The following is an 18,105-nucleotide window of genomic DNA, read 5'->3' as shown; positions in this document are numbered from 1 at the left end:
GCCCCTACGTCGGCAGGGGCGTCACTAAGTCTTGACCCCGGGACGGACGATGTCGTAGTCGCCGTCCTCCCGGACGCCGATGACCGCCCACTCGTACTCGACGTCCATCCGTGTGAGACGTCGGGCGAGTGCCGTCGCTTCCGACGACCACGTCACGAAACAACGCAAATCCCCGGTCTCCGGTAGTGTCTGGTCGTCTTCGAGTACGGTGACTCGGACGACGCGCCACTTGTGTTCCGCCCGGAGTCCGCTGTCGGTGCGCGACACGGTGTACCCGATATCGTCGAATATCGACTGGGCCTGCTCGCCAAGTGATGTGGTAACGGCCCCCATCTGTCACCGTCTACCAGTGGGGGTAGCATAAACGTTCCCACTCGACAGACAGACGACAGGAAAGCGGTCCCCGCGGCGTCACTCGTGGGCTGCGTCCCACTCCTCCGCCTTCCGGAGGTTGCTGCAGTCGTTACAGCGGATGCGCCCCATCGAGTCCATCGCGTTGTTGAACGTCTCGCAGTTGCCACAGAAGTAGCCCCAGCGGCGCTCCCTGTCCTCGTCGCGGTAGACGACGTAGAAGGTGCCCTTCGTGCCGATGTCGCCGTCCTCTCGGTCCACGTACAGCGTCGACCCGTCCGGACCGTCGCGTGCGTCCATACCGGGATGTACGGACCCAGCGGCTAAATCACTGCGGTAGTGGACGACGGGGCGCGGTGGCTCCCGGTACCGGCCCGAAGTCCCGCAAGACCGCGTGTGGCCTACGTCATCGGTTGAGGTACTTCTCGAAACACGTCGGACAGTACTGTAGCTCTCCGGCGAGCGGCAGCACGCTTATCAACCGGAACGCGTCTTTGCAGCCGCGACAAATAGTTGGTTCGCCGTCACCTCGAGGGTTCGACCCATCCATGACCACCGTACAGTGTAGGTGTTGATAACGCTCACGGGAAGTGACAGCCGCACAACCCATCTCCGAGCGCCCGCGGGCCGGTCACCCACGGCGGAACGGCTTTGTCGCTCTGTCCCGCTACTGAGAGTGATGGGTCCCCGCCTCGTCCACTACTCGGACGTAGAGAACGCCTACGACGACCCCGACCGGATCGGTCGGCTGGCCGGCACGCTCGAATCGCTCGACGGTCCGGACGCGGTGCTCGTCGGGACCGGTGACAACACCGCGCCCGGCGTCCTCTCGCTTGTGACCAACGGGCGACAGGCGCTCGACCTCTTCTCGGCCGTCGAGCCCGCGTTCGAGACGTTCGGGAACCACGACTTCGACCACGGACTCGACGCCACGCGGGCCGTCGTCGAATCGTCGCCACAGACGTGGCTCACCGCCAACGTCCGCCGCGGCGACGAGCGGTTCCTCGCCGACGAGACGGCCCCGTGGGCCGTCCGCGAGGTCGACGGCATCCGGGTCGGATTCGTCGGCGTCACGGCACCCGAGACGGGCGACGCCAGCCCCGCCGCCGAACCGCTGACCTTCACCGACCCGTTCGACGCGGTGGCCGACGCCGAAGCGGCCCTGCGGGACGCGGGCGCCGACTACGTGGTCGTCCTCTCCCACCTCGGCCGAGCGGACGACGACCTCGCCCGCCGGACCGACGTCGACGTGGTGCTCGGCGGTCACGTCCACGAGCGACGCATCGAACGCGTCGACGGCGCCCTGCTGGCCCGCCCCGGGTCGAACGGCCACACCGTCGTCACGGTGGCGCTGGACGGCCCCGAACCCACCGCGGAGTTCAGGACCGTCGACGACGCGGCGCCGGACGAGCGGGTCTCCTCTGCTATCGAGGCCCGACTGGCCGAGACGGGACTGAACGAGACGGTCGCCACCGTCGAAGAACCGCTCTCCCGGGGCCGGATGGACACGTACGGCGGCGAGAGCCGCATCGGGAACTTCGTCGCCGACGCCTACCGGTGGGCGATGGACACCGACGTCGGCCTCCAGAACGGTGGGGGCGTGCGCGAGGACGAGACGCCGCTGTCGGGCGACGTGACGGTCGCCGACCTCGTCTCCGTCGTCCCGTTCGAGGAACCCGTGGTCGTCGCCGAGGTGACCGGCGCGGAGCTGCGGACGCTCTGCCGGCAGGCCAGCGGGCGGGTCGTCCCGTACGGCGAGCCGGACTGGTGGAACGCCCACCTCAGCGGCCTCGAAGTCGTCTGGGACCGCGAGAGTCGGACCGTCGAACGGCTCCACGTCGGCGGCGAGCCGGTCGACCCCGAGGCGACCTACACCGTCGCGACGACTGACTACCTGCTCCACACGCCGGTCGAGTTCCGCGTCCTCACCGGGGGCCACCGCGTCGACGTGGGCGGCCTCCAGTACGAGGTGCTGGCCGACTACGCCCGGAGCGAGGGCATCGACCCGTCGGTGACCGGGCGCGTGGTCCGTCGCTAGGGTTTTACCCCCCGACGCCGAACCGTTCAGCGATGCCACAGGTCGTCGTCCCGGTCCGGTATCCGCTCTCCGAGAACTCGCGTGCCACGCTGGCGGAGGCCATCCGCGTCGCCGAGGAAGCGGACGCGGACCTCACCGTTCTCCACGTCAACCTCTACCAGAACAGCCACAACGTGTCGCGGTCCCAGTTGAAGAGCGCCGTGGAACGGGAGTTCGGTCACCTCCCCCGGACACGCTACGTCGTCCGGGCGGGCATGCTCGTCGAGGAGACGATTCTCGACGAGGTGGCCGCGCAGAACGCCGACGTGGTCGTCATCGGCTCGAAGCAGGTGAGCCGCTGGCGGTCGATGATACGGCGTCTGGTCGACGACCCGGACATCGAGCACTTCCTGCGGGAGGAACTTGACTGCGACGTCGTGACGGTCAGCCCGGACAGCGAGCCCCCGGGTTACTCGGCGTCGCGGTCGCCCGGGAACTGAGCGTCGGGCGGCGGTCCCCGCGCCGCGTCGTCCGCTGACAGCGAGACCTGCATCTCGCCGCTCGTCTCGTCGAAGTACAGGTGCGAGTGCGGGTAGGCTATCTCGACGTCGGCCTCGTCCAGCGCGTCCCAGACGTTGGTCTGGACCTTCGACCGCGCCGTGAGCAGTTTGTACGGTTCCGTCACCCAGTAGCGGAGCGTCAGGAGCACGCCGTGGTCGGCGAACTCGTTGATGTACGCCGTCGGTGCGGCGGGGTAGCGGGCCGCGCCCACCCGGATGTTCGGCCCGCCCTCGATGACGTTGTCCACGTCTCTGGCCGCCCGCTCGATGAGTTTGCGGGCCTCGGCGATGTCGCTCTCGTAGGTGACGAGGACGTCCAGCGAGAGGCGGGTCCGCGGGTCCTCGGCGGAGTAGTTGACGACGTCGCGGTCCCGCATCGACCCGTTCGGGATGACGAGGAACGTGTTGTCGAGCGTGAAGACCTTCGTGTGCCTGAGCGTGATGTCCTCGACGAACCCGCGCTGGCCCCGGTCGGCCAGCTCTATCATGTCGCCGATCTCGTAGGGTTGGTCGGCCAGCAGGAAGACCCCCGAGATGAAGCTCCCGACGATGGGTGCGACGACGACACCGACCACGGCGGAGAAGACGGCCACCGAGAGGCCGATGTCGCCGATACCGAGCCCGTAGATACCCATGATGGTCAGGAGGGCGAAGACGTAGACGCCGACACGGATACCGCGGAGGACCGTCCGTGTCAGGCTGGGGCGACGGAACCGCTGTGCCACGCGCCGGCCGAGCAGGCGAACGAGGAGGCGCGAGGTGCCGATGGCGAGCGCGATGACGAGGAGCGACGTCAGGAACTGCGCCACCCACATCGGCACCTCGAACGGGAGCCACGAGAACAGCGACCGCGTCGCCTCGGCGGCCGTCGGCGTGGGGGTCGGCGTCGGGGAGTCCGCCTGAAACAACACGACGTGGCCGGGACGCATGGCACAGAGTGAACAGTCCCACGAGAAAAACGTTCCCCTCCCAAACCGATTAGACGACGGCAGACGAGGTGAGCCCATGGAGTCTGCCGACAGGACCCGTCCGCACTTCGAGTTGACCGCCGAACCGCCGGACGTCGACACCCTCGCCGTCGGGTTCACCGAGTACGGCCTCGCGGGCCTCACCGCCGTCGACTACCTCGTCGACCAGCTGCCGATGGAGCAGGTGGGGTACCTCGACAGCGCCGGCCCGCCGACCATCACGCCGTTCGAGAACGGGACCCCGCGCCACCACACGCGGCTGTACGCCGACGAGGACAGGTCACTGGGCGTCGTCATCAGCGAGCGGTTCGTCCCGCCGGGGATGGCCGAGTCCTTCGCCGACGCCGTCGACGACGTCTACGCGCAGTTGACGCCGACGAACCTCACCGTCCTCTCGGGGGTCCCCGTCGCACACGGCCCCGAGGACCACGTCCCGTTCTACATCGCCACCGACGACTACCGGGAGCGCTATCTCGCGGACACCGACATCAGGGCGATGGGGACGGGGTTCCTGGACGGCGCCACGGCGGAACTGGTCGCCCGGGGTATCCCCGACGACGAACGTCCCGTCGGCGTGTTCACGACGCCGGCCCACCCGCAGGCACCCGACGCCGCCGCGGCCATCCGACTCGTCGAGGCGCTGGCGGCGACCCACGACGTCGACGTCGACACCGAACCGCTGGCGTCGTTCGCCGCCACCGTCGAGGCACAGTACCGGGCGCTCGCCGAGCGGATGGAGGCGGCCGAGGAGGACTCGATGCCGGACGACCGGATGTACATGTAAGTTCGGCATAGATGTACGTATCTGTCGGTAGCACGCCCCTGTGAACCACACTCGTCCGTTTCTCGGTGAACGATTAAACAGATTGCCAACACATACTTCCCGCTCCAGCCCCTCCCTAGAGTCGATGACTACCATCGAAACCCACCCGGTGGACGCCGCCGACGCGGAGCGGTCGCCCCACCGGCGTTCGAAGGGCGTGCTGTTCTGCCCGGCCTGTGGCCACGAGAGCCCGATGGGTGGCGACTGGCACGTCGACTGGCGCGGCGACACGCGGACTCGCCGGTGCCCCGAGTGTCGGACGGTCGTGAGCGACCGCTAGTACTCCCGTATCGTTTCGTCGGTGACGACAGAGTCGAGCAGCGACGTCGGCGTCGCGTCGTAGGCCGGGTTGGCCACGTCGAACCCCTCCGCCGGCTCGCGCAGGACCTCCGCCGGCGACCGGAACTCGTTCTCGAAGGCGAACGCCCCGTCGACGAACTTCGCGTCCGCGCCGACCACCGTCATCGGGACGCCGGTGTCGTTCGCGGCCGTCGCGATGGGGTAGGTGCCGACCCGGTTGTAGAGGGTGTCCTCGACGATACAGTCCATCCCGACGAGGACGCGGTCACACTCCGAGAGGTAGTGCCCCGCCGCGCTGTCGACGACGAGCGTGACGTTCACCCCGTCCCGCTCCGCGAGCTTCCGGGCCATCTTCCGACCGAGGAACCGGGGGCGTGACTCCGTGGTGTACACCTCGAAGGAGTGGCCGGCTTCCAACGCGTCGTCGATGGCGTTCAACACCGTCGAGGAGAAGTCGTGTGTCAACAGCGTCTCGTCGTCGGCGATGACGTCCGCCGCCCGGGCCGCCGCACGCTCTTTGGCGTACTCGACCTCGTCGACGGCCGCGTCGACGGCCTCCTCGGTGAGCCGCTTGGCCGTCGCGACGTCTTCCGGGTCGGCGTCGGAGACTGCCGCGACAATCTCTATCTGCGTGGTGTGCAGCGACGCGTGGGACGGGTTGGCCCGCCGGAGCGCGTTGCTGTTGCGCTCCAGGGTCCGGAGGTACTCCTCGACGGTCGGAAACTCGCGGTCCGTGAGCGTCCGCAACGCCTTCGCCGCCTTCATCGCCACCGTCGAGGAACTGTGTGTCTGCATCTCCTCGATCTCCTCGACCGTCTCGTCTATCATGTGGGGGGCTGTGACCCGAACCGACATGGGCTTTCCCCTCCCGGGAGCCGAACAGCATTTAACGCCGTCCGTCCATGTGACCGACAGGCAATGGGTGGCCGCAGTCTCGGCGCGGACACGGTGGGGATGTCGGAGTCGATAGGCGTCGGTGTGCTCGTCTTCCTGACCGTCTTCGTGACGGCCATCGTCGGGCTGAACGTCCTGGTCGTCGAGGAGGACGGCAGCGCCGGACCGCAGGCGAACTTCACCTACGACTACGTCGGCGAGAACGAACTCCTCCTGGTGACCCACAGCCGCGGCGACGCGCTCGAGGCCGGCCGCATCGAGTTCGAGGGGCCGAGCAGGACGGTGACCTGGGCACAGCTCGCGAACCGCAACAACACGTCGATGGTCGAACCGGGCGACATCGCGCAGTTGAGCAGTGGCAACGCCTACGGCCGGCGGGTGAGCGCGCGGGACACCATCGAGATCTACTACAACCGGAGCGGCAACCGGACGAAGCTGGACGAGTGGAGCGGCGGCTGACTCAGCCCTTGACGTTGCAGACGGGGAAGGTGCGGGCCACGCGGTCACCGATGCCCAGCGCGTCCGACACCCTGACCACCTCGTCGACGTCCTTGTAGACGCCGGGAGCCTCCTCGGCCACCGTCGCTCCCGACTGGGCCTTGACGTACACCTGCTGGTGGTCCCGCAGGTCGTCGCGCACGTCCTCGCCCCAGTACTCCTGTTTGGCCTGCGTCCTGCTCATCAGGCGGCCGGCGCCGTGGGCGGTCGACCCGAACGTCTCGGCCAGCGAGTTCTCGCCCCCGCGGAGGACGTACGACCCGGCACCCATGCTCCCGGGGATGATGACCGGCTGGCCCACGTCGGCGTACGCCGGCGGCAGTTCGGGCCGCCCGGCGGGGAACGCCCGCGTCGCTCCCTTCCGGTGGACGTACAGTTCGCGGTCCTCGCCGTCGACGTCGTGGACCTCCCGCTTCGCGATGTTGTGGGCCACGTCGTACAGCAGTTCGAGGTCCTCCCGGTCGACGTCGAACAGGTCGGTGAACACGTCCCGCGTCCGGTGCATGACGAGCTGGCGGTTCACCCACGCGAAGTTGATGGCCGCGCACATCGCCCGGTAGTACTCGTCGGCCAGTTGGGAACCCGCGGGCGCCGCGGCGAGTTCCCTGTCCGGCAACCGGGCGAGCAGGTCGCCGTGGCGCTTCTCTATCTTCCGGAGGTAGTCGGTACAGACCTGATGGCCCAGCCCCCGCGAGCCACAGTGGATGAGGACGACTATCTGGTCCGGCGAGAGACCGAACTCCGACGCCACGTCCTGACGGTAGACGTCGGTGACCCGCTGGACCTCGAGGAAGTGGTTGCCCGAGCCCAGCGACCCGACCTGTTCTTTCCCCCGGTTCTTCGCCTTCTCGGAGACGACGCTGGCGTCGCTCTCGGGGCGGTACCCCTCGTCCTCGCAGTGTTCGAGGTCGGCCTCGGTGGCGTAGCCGTGTTCCAGCGCCCAGTCCATCCCGCGTTCGAGGATGGCCTCGACGTCCGCGACAGACCCCTCGTAGACGCCGCCGCCGCCCAGTCCCGAGGGGACGGCGGCGAACAGGCGGTCGACGAGTTCCGCCTCGTGGCCCCGCACGTCGTCGTATTCGAGCGGCGTCGTCAGCATCCGGACCCCGCAGTTGATGTCGTAGCCGACCGCACCGGGCGAGATACAGCCGTCCTCGGCGTCGATGCCGGCGACGCCGCCGACTGGGAAGCCGTACCCCTGATGCCCGTCGGGCATGCACAGCGTGTGCTTCTGCACGCCGGGGAGGTGGGCGGAGTTCTGTAGCTGTTCGAGGGTCTTGTCGTCGCTGATCTCGTCGAGCAGCGTCTCGCTGGCCAGTACGCGCGCCGGCACGCGCATCCCGTCCGTCGGGGGGATCTCCCAGACGTACTCCCGGACCCGTTCGAGCGTGACCGAACCGGCGTCGTATGTCGCCATGTGTGAACGTCCGCCGCGGACCCCCAAATGTGTACGGGGACGGTCAGTCGGCGGGGACGACCGGTTCCTCCTCGGCGACGGCCGGGCGACCGAACCAGTGGTCGAACGAGAGCGGGCCGGCACCCATCGTGAAGACGGCCGAAGCCATCCCGAACAGCGTGATGTGGGCCAGCACCGGGTCGTCGGGCAACCCGAACAGCGTCGTCGTGAACAGGAGGAACGACGCGGCGGCCGCCCCGCGGGTGAAGAACCCGGCTATCAGCGCGAGCCCGACGAGTATCTCGGTCACGCCGGCGCCGACGACCCACATGCCGGGGTCGACCGGGACGACGGCCGTCAGGTTGTACTTCTCGACGACCAGCAGGCCGCTCCCCGGGTCGGCGAGTTTCTGGAACAGCCCCAGATAGACGAACGCGACGCCCATCCCCACCCGCAACACGGTCGGGACGTACCGACGGAACGGGTCGGTGACGTCGTCTAGGAACGCCTTCAGGAGGTGGACGGGGTCCACCCGCCCGTAGTACGTCCCCTCGGTGCTCGCGACTTCCTGCAGCATGTCGTCGGCGCTCGGTCGGCCGCCGCCGACGACGAGCAACGCGAGGAAGGCCGGGACGTACTCCATCGCGAGGACGACGCCCGGGTCGACGGTCAGCGCCCAGAGGTACGTGAGCAGGCCGACCGTGGTGACGATGCGCGTCGCCAGTCCGAACAGGAGACAGAAGCCGAGGCCGATGAACAGCACCCTGACGAGCGGGTTCGCGCTCGGGTCGAACGTGACCGTCGGCGCGAACAGGTACCCCTGGAAGCCGGCCCCGACGAGCGGGAGGCCGACGGCCAGCCGGAGCATCCACGGGACGAGGTCGGCGTAGCCGGCGAGTTTCTCCCGCAGGATGACGATGTCAGCGATGGTCGGCCGGACCCAGAGGTAGGCGGCGAGACCCACGGCGCCCGCGAGCCCGGACACGCCGAAGACGGCGGCGTTCACCGGGTTCGAGAGGACTTCGACGACGAACGCGACCGCGTCGAGTGCCGCACCCGGCCCGTCCGTGACGTAGTCGACGTGTGCGGCGGCGGGCCGACTGCCGGCGACGACTGCGACCCCCACCAGAACCCCCGTGACTATCGAACGGCGTTGCATACCCCTGCTTGGACCACGAGACACCTAATCTTGTTCCTCCTCGTCACGCTCGATGTCCTGTGGCGTGCCCGCGTCCGGGCCGACGGTGCCCTCGGGCGAGTGGATGTCGGCCGGGTGGTCGCGCTCGTCGCCGAGCGTCCCCTCGCCCCGCTCGAGGTCCTCGGGGCGGTCGGCGTCGCTGGCGACGGGGTCGTCGACGTCCTGCCGGCGCGCCATCGCCTCGGGCGTCTCCGCGTGCTCGGGGTCCATGTTCTCGCTGTAGGCGGCCTCCCGGTCCGGCAGGTCCGTCTCGGGCATCGGTTCGCGCATCGCGCCGGAGGGCTGGTACTGCGCCTGTGCGGGGTGGCCGGCACTGGCCGTCGTCTCGTCCGCACCGAGCGGCGTCGAGACGGACCCCTCCCCGATGGCGACGCCGCTCGTGACGATGGAGCGGATGCCCTCTTCGACGGTCATATCGACGTCGTACACTCGGTCCATCTCGACGTGGATGACGTACCCGCCCATCACGGGGTTCGGCGCCATGGGCATGAACAGCGTCACCATCTCCCCGTTGTCCGTCGCCTCTTCGATGCTCGCCGGCGTGCTCGCGGTGACGAAGGCGACGGTGAACGACCCCTCTGTCGGGTACTCGACGAGGACCACCTCCTTGAAACTCTGGGTGTCGCTGTCCAGCAGCATGTCGCTCATCTCGTCGAAGCTCGTGTACAGCGACCCCACGCCGGGGATGCGCTTCATCGTCGCGTCGAACGCCGACTCGATGCGGCCGCTGCCCGAGCGCTGTTCGGCGACGAACCCGACGGAGACGATGCCGGTGAACAGGACGAGGAGTGCGAGTACCTTCAGGAGGACCGGCGACGTCTCGGAGGGCTGGATCTGTGACCCGGTCATCTGGAAGGTGAACGCGACGATGGGGTCGAGCACGTTCGAGAGCGCGTTGACGACGAACCCGATGATGAGCAGCGTCACGAGCAGCGGAATCGTCAGGGCGAACCCGGTGATGACCGCCTGCCGTGCCGTCGTTCGGACCGCCGTCGGGGAGACGCGCCTCGGCGCCCGCCTATCACTCATGCCACCTAACACGGCAGGCAGTCGGAAAAAGTTGTACCTCAGCGTGTCGGGCGGTGGAATTATATTCGTGCCGCCACTACCTGAGTGGCAGTGAGCGTCAACATCGAAACACGGGTCGTCGACAGGGGGAGCGACGAGTACGTCGACGACGCGTGGCGACTCAAGGAGACCATCCGGGAAGCGGACGGTGTGCTCCGACAGCGACGGGGCTTCTTCAGAAACGCCTACCGCCGTTCGACGGTCTACCTGTATCTCGACCGCTCCTCCGACCGTCTCGTCGGTTTCGCCGCCGTGCGTCGGGACGGCTACATCCTCTTTCTCGCCGTCGACGACGACTACCGCGGGCACGGGTTCGGGAAGCGCCTCGTCGCCCGCGTTGCAGAGGACTACGGCAGCGTCACCTGCCACGCGCGCTCGACGAACGAGGCCGCACTGGGCTTCTACAAACACATCGGCTTCGAGACGCGCCGCCGCATCGACAACTACTACGAGGACGGGGGCGACGCCTACTACCTCAAACTCGGCGACGACTCGATAACGGACAAACTGTCGAAGTTCCTGCGCGGGTAGGAGAACCCTTTTGAACGGGTCCCCCCAACGGAGTCACCGATGGAAGCGCGGACCCTCGAGTACCTCCGTGGGCGCTTCGGCGACCACTACCGTCGCGCGTCGATAGCGCCGCCGCCGGCCGCCAACGAGCGTGAGTGGGGCTTCATCCCGTGGACCGACGGTCCCGGCGAGACGATGGTGCGCCACCGCTCGCTGCTCGACCTCGGCGACTTAGAGGACTTCCTCGGTCGGAAGAAGCCCAGACACGTCTACTTCTCCGCGGGCCGCTACGACGACCCGAGCGCCTCGTCGATGAGCGAGAAGGGGTGGCGCTCCTCGGACCTCGTCTTCGACCTAGACGCCGACCACCTCCCCTCCGTGGTCCTCGGCGAAGACACCTACGCCGAGATGCTGGCGAAGTGCAAGGACGCGTTGCTCCGCCTCCTGGACTTCCTGGAGGACGACTTCGACTTCGAGGACCTGACCGTCGTCTTCTCCGGCGGCCGCGGCTACCACGTCCACGTCCGCGACGAGTCGATACGCGGCCTCGAACGGGACGCCAGACGGGAGATAGTCGACTACGTCCGCGGCATCGGACTGGAGTTCGAGGAACTGGTCGAGATAGAGACCGTCGCCGGCACCGCCGGTCGGTCCAGCCCCGCCGAGAAGCGCACGCTCACCACCGAGGGCGGGTGGAGCGCGCGCGCCCACCGCCACATCATGTCGGAGGTCGACGCGTTGCTGGAGATGGACGAGGCCGACGCCCTCGAGCGGTTACAGCAGTACGAGGGTATCGGCGAGGGGAAGGCGACCGCCGCGCTCAACGCCGCCCGGACCAACTACGACCAGTTGGCCGCGGGCAACATCGACGTCCACTCGGCGTTCTACCAGATCGCGAAGGTGCTGGTCCACGAGGTGGTGGCTGACGACAACGCCCCCATCGACGAACCGGTGACGACGGACACGAACCGGCTCATCCGCCTGCCCGGGTCGCTCCACGGCGGGAGCGGCCTGGAGGTCCAGCGCATCGACCGGGACGCGCTTGACGCGTTCGACCCGCTGGTCGACGCCGTCCCCGACACGTTCCGGGGCCACGAGATCACCGTCGAGGTGACCGACGGCGGCCTCGTCGAACTGGGTGGGGATAGCTTTACAGTGGAGGCGGGTAATCACACAGTACCTGAGCACGTGGGCGTGTTCCTCATGGCCCGCGGCCGCGCAGAGAAGGGGGCAGAATGAATCTCGACGAACTCCAATCGGTCCAGTCACGCGAGCGCCAGACCGACCAGCTCCAGCAGCTGCGCTCGACGTTCTACGAGGAGGCCGGCCAGTTCGTCAACCAGCTCCGCGAGGAGCGGGAACGGGCGGCCGACCGGGCGGACGACCCGTTCGACTCCCCGGAGGTCAACCGCCTGACCGACGACATCAAGACGGCCGAGCAGACCGTCGAGGCCATCTACGAGCGCCGCGTCGGGAAGATCGTCAAGATGGCCTCGCTCGCGGCCGCCGACATGCCCACCGAGGAGGACGGCCTGACACAGGAGGAACGCCACCTCTTCGAGACGATGGTCGAGGCCATCAAGGAGAACCGCCAGCACGTCCTCGACGTCATCGCGGGCGAGGCACCCACCGGGGCCGTCGGCGACGGCGAGAGTTCGACGGCACAGCCACCGGCCGACGACGCCGAGGCGGCGACGGAGGATACGACGGCCGCGCCGCCGTCCGACGTCGCGCCCGACGCCCCCCAGCGGACCGCCGACGACCAGTCATCGGGCGTCGACGCCGCGGACCTGATGGGTGGTGGCGGCGCCGACCCGTCGGAGGGAGCCGCGACGCCGAGCGACGACGGCACCTCCGAGGCCCCGACTCCGCCGCCGGACGACCCCGACCCCGAGCGACCGCCGACCGAGGCCGCGGTGGCCGCCGGTCCCGACGACGCCCCGCCGACCGACGGCGAGGCCGACGACGTCGACAGGAAGACCGTCCGCATCACCGACGACGTGGGCGAGATATTCGGCGTCGACCAGCGCGAGTACGACCTCTCGACAGACGACGTGGTGACGCTGCCGGCCGACAACGCCGACCCGCTGGTCGAACGGGACGCCGCCGAGCCGCTGGAGTAGTCAGTTCTCGACGCCGCCGAGCCGTTCGACGTGGACGCGGACGTACTCGTCGTCCGTCCCCGCGGGCCGGTCCCGGCGGACGAAGAATTCCGTCTCGGTTTCCCGCCGGTCGAGACGGACGACGCCACCGTTCTCGACGGTTCGGCGGACCGTCGCGGTCCTGTTCTCGTCGGTCGCTCGCAACACCGCGCGATGAATCGGCGTCGTGAGCTCGACGCTCGACAGTCGACGGGTCTGGTTCTCGGCGGTCGGCCCGTCGACGGGTGTCGCCGTCACCTCGACCCGGACGTCGCCGTCCGTCGGACCCGCGCCGTCGCCGCCCCCGGTGACGAACAGGAACACGCCGGCGAGGAGGGCGACCCCGAGGACGAGGGCGACGACCGGACGGGCGTCACCACCGCCGTTCGTGGAGGGGATGTCACGCACGGTCGGAGCCTCTGGGGGACCCGGTAAGGTCTTTCTGGAGCCGGGCGTGGCTATACGTCGCCGGCAAGCGTACGCCCACGTATGTCGACGACTTCAACCCCTTCGTTCAACCGCGAGGACGTCCCCGGCGTCCTCGTCGCGATCCTCCTCGTCAACGTCGTCGGCGCGGCGCCGGCCGCGCTGGGCGGTCCGGGCTCCGCGTGGTTCCAGAGCCTCGTCAAACCGGCCATCTACCCGCCGGGGTGGCTGTTCGGCGTCGTCTGGACGACGCTGTTCACGCTCATGGGCGTCGCGCTGTACCTCGTGTGGCGGGCGGACGCGGGCCGGCCCCGGACCGTCGCGCTGGGCCTGTTCGTCGCCCAGATGGCGTGCAACGTCGCGTGGACGCCGACGTTCTTCCTGGCGCAGGACCTCACGCTCGCGCTCGGCGTCATCCTCGCCCTGTTGGTCCTGCTACTGCCGACCGTGGTCGCGTTCGCCCGGGTCAGTCGGCGGGCTGCCCTCCTGCTCGTCCCCTACCTGCTGTGGGTCGCCTTCGCCGCCCTCCTGAACTACCGCTTCGTCGTCGTCAACTGACGGCCGACCGCTCAGGGGCGGGGCCGTCGGCCCAGTTCGAGTTCGACCGTCTCCGTCTGGCCGTCTCGCACGAGGGTCACGTCGATAGTGTCGCCGGGGCTGGTCTCCAGCGCGAGGAACGTCGCGAGCGCCTGTCGAGTGGGCGTCCGCGTGTCGTCGAGCCGCCGGACCACGTCGCCACCCACCGGGACCCGCGTGTTGTTGACGCTCTCGCTGTCGTCGCTGCCCTGCAGGACGCCCTCGGAGGGGCCGCCGTCGACTATCCTGTCGATGTAGACGCCAGAGGCGCGCCGGAGCCCGTTCGCCTCCGCGATGAGCGGGCCGACGCTCTGGAGCGTCACGCCCATGTAGGAGTGGCGGTAGGTGCCGTCCTCGACGAGCGCCGGGACGACGCGCCGGGTGAGCGCGGCCGAGATAGCGAAGGCGACGTTGTCTCCCCCGCCGGCGTTGATGACCCCGAGGACGTTCCCGTCCAGGTCGACGAGCGGGCCCCCGCTGTTCCCGGGGTTGACCGCCGCGTCCGTCTGGATGGCGTCGGCGATGGAGAAGTTGTTCGCGCCCTGCAGCGTCCGGTCGACGCCGCTGACGATGCCCTCCGAGACGGACCCCGAGAGGCCGAACGGGTTGCCGATGGCGACGACCTGGGTGCCGATCGGCGGGTCGCCATCGACGAACGAGAGCGCCGACACGTCGTCGGGGACGGTCCGTGACTCCAGCACGGCGAGGTCGCTGTAGACGTCGGTGCCGACGACCGACACCTCTCGCCAGCCGCTGTCCGCGAACCGGACGTAGTACTCGTCGCCCGGCGCGACGACGTGCTGGTTCGTGACGAGGTACTCGTCGCTGACGAGGAACCCGCTCCCCTGTGCGCCGCGGCCCCGGTTGGAGAGGACCTGTATCGAGACGACCGAGTCTGCGACCTGCCGGTAGACGTCGGTGTAGACGCTGCCGCTCGACTGGGTCGCCTGCTGGGACTGCTGGAGGTCGGCCTGGGACGACGAGTTCGCCCCGGCTCCGGACGGACTGTCCACCTGCCCCGGCGCCTGACAGCCCGCCGCGCCGGCGAGCGTGACCCCGAGAGCGCCGAGAAACCCCCGGCGCGAGAGTCTGTCGTTAGCCATACCGACGTGTTAGGAGAGCGACCGAATAAAGCCACGGTCGGGGGGCACAAACTACTATATCTCGGGTACAAAATGGGACGTATGGCAGACGCGTCACAGGACTCGACGCCCGCCCCCGGGTTCGTCCTCCCGGGGCTTCGGTGTGCGATGGAGATGGCGCTGGTCGGGACTATCGTCGCCCTCCTCGGCCTCCCGACGGAGGAACCGATGGTGCTCGGCGTCGTCCTCCTGGCGGCACTCGTCGGGATGGTCGTCGTCCTCTTCTGGGCACTGAACCGGCACATGCGCCGCTGGATTCGGTACGCACAGGGGAAGCCGACCACGCTGACCATCTTCGACTGACAGTAACCAGTTGCGGTGTAGTCTTAAGTGCGAGCCACGAGTACCACCGGCCGACTCATGGAACTCACATGGCACGGCCACTCCACGTGGCACGTCAGCGTCGACGACACGGACCTGCTCATCGACCCGTTCTTCGACAACCCGCACACGGACACCGACCCCGAGGAACTGGACCCGGATTACGTCCTGCTGACACACGGCCACGCCGACCACATCGGCGACGTGGACCGCTACGAGGGGGCCGGCCTCGTCGCCACGCCGGAGCTCGTCGAGTACTGCGAGGACAACTTCGGCGAGTACGACGCCGTCGGCGGCATGGGGATGAACCTCGGGGGCACCGTCGAGATCGGCGACGCCTTCGTCACGATGCACCGCGCCGACCACACCAACGGCATCGACACCTCCTACGGTACCAGCGCCGGGATGCCCGCCGGCTTCGTCATCTCGGACACGAAGCCCACGCAGGTCAGCGACGCGGAGTCGACGACGTTCTACCACGCCGGCGACACCGGCCTGATGACGGAGATGCGGGAGATAATCGGCCCGTACCTCGAACCCGACGCCGCGGCGCTCCCCGTCGGCGACCACTTCACGATGGGACCGTGGCAGGCCGCCATCGCGGCCGACTGGCTGGACGTCGACACCGCGTTCCCGATGCACTACGACACGTTCCCGCCAATCGAGATAGACACGGACGACTTCGTGAAGGAGGTGAAGGCGACCGGCAGCGACGCCGAGGTGGTCGTCCTCGACGGCGACGAGTCCTACGAACTGTAGCCGTCTAGTCCTCCCGGACCCGCACGTCCGCCGTCTCTTCGAGCGGTTTCACGACCGCCGCGATGTCCTCGTCGCCGTAGCCGCGGGCACGCGCTGCGCTGAACGCCTCGCGGGCCGCCGCCGTCTGTGAGAGCGGGACGCCGACGTCGCCCGCCCGGTCCAGTGCGAGCGAGAGGTCCTTGTACTGGTAGTCGACGGGGAACCGAGCCTCGAAGTCGCCGTCGGCGATGGTCGCACCCTTCCCGGCGAACAGCGGGCAGTGGAGGCCGCCGCTCTCGAGGACGGTCCGCATGTCGGCGACGTCGAGGCCGTTCGCTCGGCCGAAGACGAGCGCCTCCGCGAACGCGTTCATCGCGTTGCCGAGCAGGAGGTTGACGAACAGTTTCATGTTGGTCCCCTGCCCGACGTCGCCGCAGTGGACGACCGGGTCACACATCGCCTCGAGGACCGGCCACACCGCCTCGACCGCCGCCTCGTCGCCGCCCACGAGGCCGACGAGCGTCCCCTCGCGGGCCGGGCCGACCGTGCCCGAGACCGGGGCGTCGACGAACCGGCCGCCGGCCGCCGCGACCAGTTCGGCGGCGGCGAGCGTCTCCTCGTGGGCGATGGTGCTCATCTGGACCACCGTCGTCGACTCGTCGAGCCCGTCGAGGACCCCGAGGTCGCGCTCGAGCACCTCGGCGACCGCGTCGCCGTCGCTGAGCATGAGACAGACGACTTCGGACCGTCTGGTCAGGTGCTTCGGCGAGTCGGCGACCGAGACGCCCGCCTCGGCGAACGGCTGTTCGCGGTCGGTCGTCCGGTTGTAGACGACGACGTCGAACCCCGCGTCGTCGAGGTTCCACGCCATCGGCGTTCCCATCGCGCCGAGACCGATGAAGCCAACGGTCGTCATACGCGGCCGTTCGGGCGGCAGCGGCTTCAATCCGGTGTCGGGCGCGACCGGCCGCAGACACTATCGGACAACGTTTACGTTACCGGGACGAGACTGTCCGCGTGCTATGGCAGACATCGAAGTCACCAGCACGTGCGAGGAAGGCTACACGACCGAGAGCGTCATCAACGGCGAGTGGGAGCTCGTCGTCGACGCCCTGAGCAACGACGGGCCGTCGCCGAACGAGGTCCTGGCCGCCGACTACGCGTCCTGTTACATCCCGGCCCTGCGCGTCGCCGCCGACCAACACGGGTACGACGACATCGGGGTCGTCGAGGTCGACGTCGAGGCGGACCTGGACGAGGACGACGACCTCGAAGCCATCGCGTTCCACGTCGAGGTCGAGGCGGACCTCGGCGACGACGAGCAGGCCATCGTCGAGCTCGGTGAGGACATCTGTCACGTTCACTCGGCGCTGCGTGACGGCCTCCACGCCGACATCGCCATCGAGTCCGGCGTCTGAGCCGGCCGACCGACCCACGAATCGCTCTCGACCGGGAAACGCTCATGGGAGAGGCCCGCCAACGGTCACCCATGAGCGACAACGACTGGACGGACCGTATCGCGGGGGAGCGGATGGAAGTAGACCGGTTGTTCAACGACCAGGTGACGGCCTCCTCTTTCTCCAGCCAGCAGTGGGGCCTCGTCATGACGGCCGTGGAGTTCGAGATAGAGGGTCCCGAGGACCCCGAGACGGCCCGCATCGTGGCCGACACGTCGAAGCTCCCGAGCATCATGCCCGAACTCGACCGCATCGACCAGCAACCCGGGATGGGACAGCAGTCCGGCGGCGGGAGCGGGGGCGGTGGCGGCCTCTTCTCGGGCGTGAAGGACGCGCTGGGCCTCGGCGGCGGCGGGTCCGAGCAGAACACCGAGGAGGCGGAGGAACTCGCCCAGCGGTACGCCGAGAAGTTACAGGAGAAACTCGAGTCGAACGGGCGCTGGCGGGCGATCTGCCAACAGGCGGCGAACTAGTACTCGTCGCCGCCGTGGAACAGGGTGAGCTCCTCGGCCTCGTAGATGTTGATGAGTTCGGTCACCAGTTCGTCGTAGGACTCGTCCTCGACGCGCAGGTCGTCGAGTCGCTGGACGGTGTCCTCGTCGAGTTCCACAGTCGGCATGGTCCCGGGTTCCCCTCGCTGGCACTTAACGTTCGGGGACGCACAGAAACGAACTCGGACAGTAGTAAAAAATCACAATCGAAAACGGTTAATGTCCGTTCT

General features: G+C 68.5%; 24 protein-coding genes. 13 read left to right on the top strand and 11 right to left on the bottom strand.

Annotated elements, in window-relative coordinates:
- Positions 1-24: 24 nt before the first annotated feature.
- Together ACV7GQ_RS06600 and ACV7GQ_RS06595 are read right to left on the bottom strand one after the other, a co-directional pair.
- Positions 25-333: a DUF7116 family protein gene (locus ACV7GQ_RS06600; RefSeq protein WP_470312726.1), complete on the bottom strand. Its 309-nt coding sequence runs from the start codon at positions 331-333 to the stop codon at positions 25-27.
- 78 nt (positions 334-411) lie between these two features.
- Positions 412-651 carry a DUF5816 domain-containing protein gene (locus ACV7GQ_RS06595; RefSeq protein ID WP_470312725.1) on the bottom strand — a complete coding sequence of 80 codons (240 nt, stop codon included), beginning with the start codon at positions 649-651 and terminating at the stop codon, positions 412-414.
- Positions 652-1,030: 379 nt separating this feature from the next.
- Between ACV7GQ_RS06595 and ACV7GQ_RS06590 the strand changes: the two genes are divergently transcribed.
- Entirely contained in the window at positions 1,031-2,389 is a 1,359-nt protein-coding gene (locus ACV7GQ_RS06590; RefSeq protein ID WP_470312724.1) for a bifunctional metallophosphatase/5'-nucleotidase, read from the top strand.
- A 32-nt stretch (positions 2,390-2,421) separates the two neighbouring features.
- Complete coding sequence (locus ACV7GQ_RS06585; RefSeq protein WP_470312723.1) at positions 2,422-2,868, top strand: universal stress protein; 447 nt, start codon at positions 2,422-2,424, stop codon at positions 2,866-2,868.
- Here the strand turns inward: ACV7GQ_RS06585 and ACV7GQ_RS06580 are convergent.
- On the bottom strand, positions 2,838-3,857 hold the full coding sequence (locus ACV7GQ_RS06580) for a mechanosensitive ion channel family protein (RefSeq protein ID WP_470312722.1): 1,020 nt from the start codon (positions 3,855-3,857) through the stop codon (positions 2,838-2,840). The genes ACV7GQ_RS06585 and ACV7GQ_RS06580 overlap by 31 nt on opposite strands.
- A gap of 76 nt (positions 3,858-3,933) precedes the next feature.
- Between ACV7GQ_RS06580 and ACV7GQ_RS06575 the strand changes: the two genes are divergently transcribed.
- Together ACV7GQ_RS06575 and ACV7GQ_RS06570 are read left to right on the top strand one after the other, a co-directional pair.
- Positions 3,934-4,680, top strand: coding sequence for a proteasome assembly chaperone family protein (locus ACV7GQ_RS06575; RefSeq protein WP_470312721.1), 747 nt, complete (start codon positions 3,934-3,936; stop codon positions 4,678-4,680).
- A gap of 124 nt (positions 4,681-4,804) precedes the next feature.
- Positions 4,805-4,999 carry a DUF8106 domain-containing protein gene (locus ACV7GQ_RS06570; protein WP_470312720.1) on the top strand — a complete coding sequence of 65 codons (195 nt, stop codon included), beginning with the start codon at positions 4,805-4,807 and terminating at the stop codon, positions 4,997-4,999.
- On the opposite strand, the gene ACV7GQ_RS06565 is transcribed toward ACV7GQ_RS06570, so the two are convergent.
- On the bottom strand, positions 4,996-5,847 hold the full coding sequence (locus tag ACV7GQ_RS06565) for an eIF2B alpha/beta/delta subunit family protein (RefSeq protein ID WP_470312719.1): 852 nt from the start codon (positions 5,845-5,847) through the stop codon (positions 4,996-4,998). The two genes, ACV7GQ_RS06570 and ACV7GQ_RS06565, sit on opposite strands and share 4 nt — an antisense overlap.
- Positions 5,848-5,937: 90 nt before the next feature.
- Between ACV7GQ_RS06565 and ACV7GQ_RS06560 the strand changes: the two genes are divergently transcribed.
- Positions 5,938-6,372 carry a type IV pilin domain-containing protein gene (locus ACV7GQ_RS06560; RefSeq protein ID WP_470312718.1) on the top strand — a complete coding sequence of 145 codons (435 nt, stop codon included), beginning with the start codon at positions 5,938-5,940 and terminating at the stop codon, positions 6,370-6,372.
- Between the two features lies 1 nt (position 6,373).
- Here the strand turns inward: ACV7GQ_RS06560 and ACV7GQ_RS06555 are convergent, their stop codons facing one another.
- Genes ACV7GQ_RS06555 through ACV7GQ_RS06545 form a run of 3 tightly spaced genes read right to left on the bottom strand, consistent with a single transcriptional unit; the run spans position 6,374 to position 10,034 of the window.
- Positions 6,374-7,828 carry an RtcB family protein gene (locus ACV7GQ_RS06555; RefSeq protein WP_470312717.1) on the bottom strand — a complete coding sequence of 485 codons (1,455 nt, stop codon included), beginning with the start codon at positions 7,826-7,828 and terminating at the stop codon, positions 6,374-6,376.
- A 43-nt stretch (positions 7,829-7,871) separates the two neighbouring features.
- Positions 7,872-8,966, bottom strand: a complete 1,095-nt coding sequence (locus ACV7GQ_RS06550) for a DoxX family protein (RefSeq protein ID WP_470312716.1) — start codon at positions 8,964-8,966, stop codon at positions 7,872-7,874.
- 24 nt (positions 8,967-8,990) lie between these two features.
- Positions 8,991-10,034 (bottom strand): DUF502 domain-containing protein, encoded by a 1,044-nt coding sequence (locus ACV7GQ_RS06545; protein WP_470312715.1) that lies wholly within the window; start codon positions 10,032-10,034, stop codon positions 8,991-8,993.
- Positions 10,035-10,124: 90 nt separating this feature from the next.
- Between ACV7GQ_RS06545 and ACV7GQ_RS06540 the strand changes: the two genes are divergently transcribed.
- From ACV7GQ_RS06540 to ACV7GQ_RS06530, 3 genes are read left to right on the top strand one after another with little or no spacing between them, the layout of a single operon-like run.
- Complete coding sequence (locus ACV7GQ_RS06540; RefSeq protein WP_220618488.1) at positions 10,125-10,604, top strand: GNAT family N-acetyltransferase; 480 nt, start codon at positions 10,125-10,127, stop codon at positions 10,602-10,604.
- A 39-nt stretch (positions 10,605-10,643) separates the two neighbouring features.
- On the top strand, positions 10,644-11,822 hold the full coding sequence (gene priS / locus ACV7GQ_RS06535) for a DNA primase small subunit PriS (RefSeq protein WP_470312714.1): 1,179 nt from the start codon (positions 10,644-10,646) through the stop codon (positions 11,820-11,822).
- The gene (locus ACV7GQ_RS06530) at positions 11,819-12,706 is read left to right on the top strand and encodes a hypothetical protein (RefSeq protein ID WP_470312713.1); all 888 of its coding nucleotides are present in this window, start codon (positions 11,819-11,821) and stop codon (positions 12,704-12,706) included. Before priS ends, ACV7GQ_RS06530 begins: the two co-directional genes overlap by 4 nt.
- Here ACV7GQ_RS06530 and ACV7GQ_RS06525 read toward each other — a convergent pair whose 3' ends face one another.
- Positions 12,707-13,132 (bottom strand): hypothetical protein, encoded by a 426-nt coding sequence (locus tag ACV7GQ_RS06525; RefSeq protein WP_470312712.1) that lies wholly within the window; start codon positions 13,130-13,132, stop codon positions 12,707-12,709.
- Between the two features lie 81 nt (positions 13,133-13,213).
- Here ACV7GQ_RS06525 and ACV7GQ_RS06520 point away from each other — a divergent pair, with 81 nt between their 5' ends.
- A complete protein-coding gene (locus ACV7GQ_RS06520) occupies positions 13,214-13,708 on the top strand; it encodes a TspO/MBR family protein (RefSeq protein WP_470312711.1) in 495 nt (164 codons plus the stop codon).
- An 11-nt stretch (positions 13,709-13,719) separates the two neighbouring features.
- Here ACV7GQ_RS06520 and ACV7GQ_RS06515 read toward each other — a convergent pair whose 3' ends face one another.
- Positions 13,720-14,829 (bottom strand): S1C family serine protease, encoded by a 1,110-nt coding sequence (locus ACV7GQ_RS06515; RefSeq protein ID WP_470312710.1) that lies wholly within the window; start codon positions 14,827-14,829, stop codon positions 13,720-13,722.
- An 81-nt stretch (positions 14,830-14,910) separates the two neighbouring features.
- Here ACV7GQ_RS06515 and ACV7GQ_RS06510 point away from each other — a divergent pair, with 81 nt between their 5' ends.
- On the top strand, positions 14,911-15,171 hold the full coding sequence (locus ACV7GQ_RS06510; protein ID WP_470312709.1) for a hypothetical protein: 261 nt from the start codon (positions 14,911-14,913) through the stop codon (positions 15,169-15,171).
- Between the two features lie 57 nt (positions 15,172-15,228).
- Positions 15,229-15,948 (top strand): metal-dependent hydrolase, encoded by a 720-nt coding sequence (locus tag ACV7GQ_RS06505; RefSeq protein ID WP_470312708.1) that lies wholly within the window; start codon positions 15,229-15,231, stop codon positions 15,946-15,948.
- A 4-nt stretch (positions 15,949-15,952) separates the two neighbouring features.
- On the opposite strand, the gene ACV7GQ_RS06500 is transcribed toward ACV7GQ_RS06505, so the two are convergent.
- Positions 15,953-16,843 (bottom strand): NAD(P)-dependent oxidoreductase, encoded by an 891-nt coding sequence (locus tag ACV7GQ_RS06500; protein ID WP_470312707.1) that lies wholly within the window; start codon positions 16,841-16,843, stop codon positions 15,953-15,955.
- Between the two features lie 106 nt (positions 16,844-16,949).
- On the opposite strand from ACV7GQ_RS06500, the gene ACV7GQ_RS06495 reads away from it, so the two are divergent.
- Positions 16,950-17,345 carry an OsmC family protein gene (locus ACV7GQ_RS06495; RefSeq protein WP_470312706.1) on the top strand — a complete coding sequence of 132 codons (396 nt, stop codon included), beginning with the start codon at positions 16,950-16,952 and terminating at the stop codon, positions 17,343-17,345.
- Between the two features lie 71 nt (positions 17,346-17,416).
- Positions 17,417-17,857: a DUF5799 family protein gene (locus tag ACV7GQ_RS06490; RefSeq protein ID WP_470312705.1), complete on the top strand. Its 441-nt coding sequence runs from the start codon at positions 17,417-17,419 to the stop codon at positions 17,855-17,857.
- Here ACV7GQ_RS06490 and ACV7GQ_RS06485 read toward each other — a convergent pair.
- On the bottom strand, positions 17,854-18,003 hold the full coding sequence (locus tag ACV7GQ_RS06485) for a DUF7557 family protein (RefSeq protein ID WP_188995439.1): 150 nt from the start codon (positions 18,001-18,003) through the stop codon (positions 17,854-17,856). The two genes, ACV7GQ_RS06490 and ACV7GQ_RS06485, sit on opposite strands and share 4 nt — an antisense overlap.
- Between the last annotated feature and the right edge of the window lie 102 nt (positions 18,004-18,105).

It is taken from the genome of Haloarcula sp. MBLA0163 (genome assembly GCF_055632435.1).
Note: the sequence above shows the minus strand (reverse complement) of the source record. Positions and strands in the feature narration are given on the sequence as shown.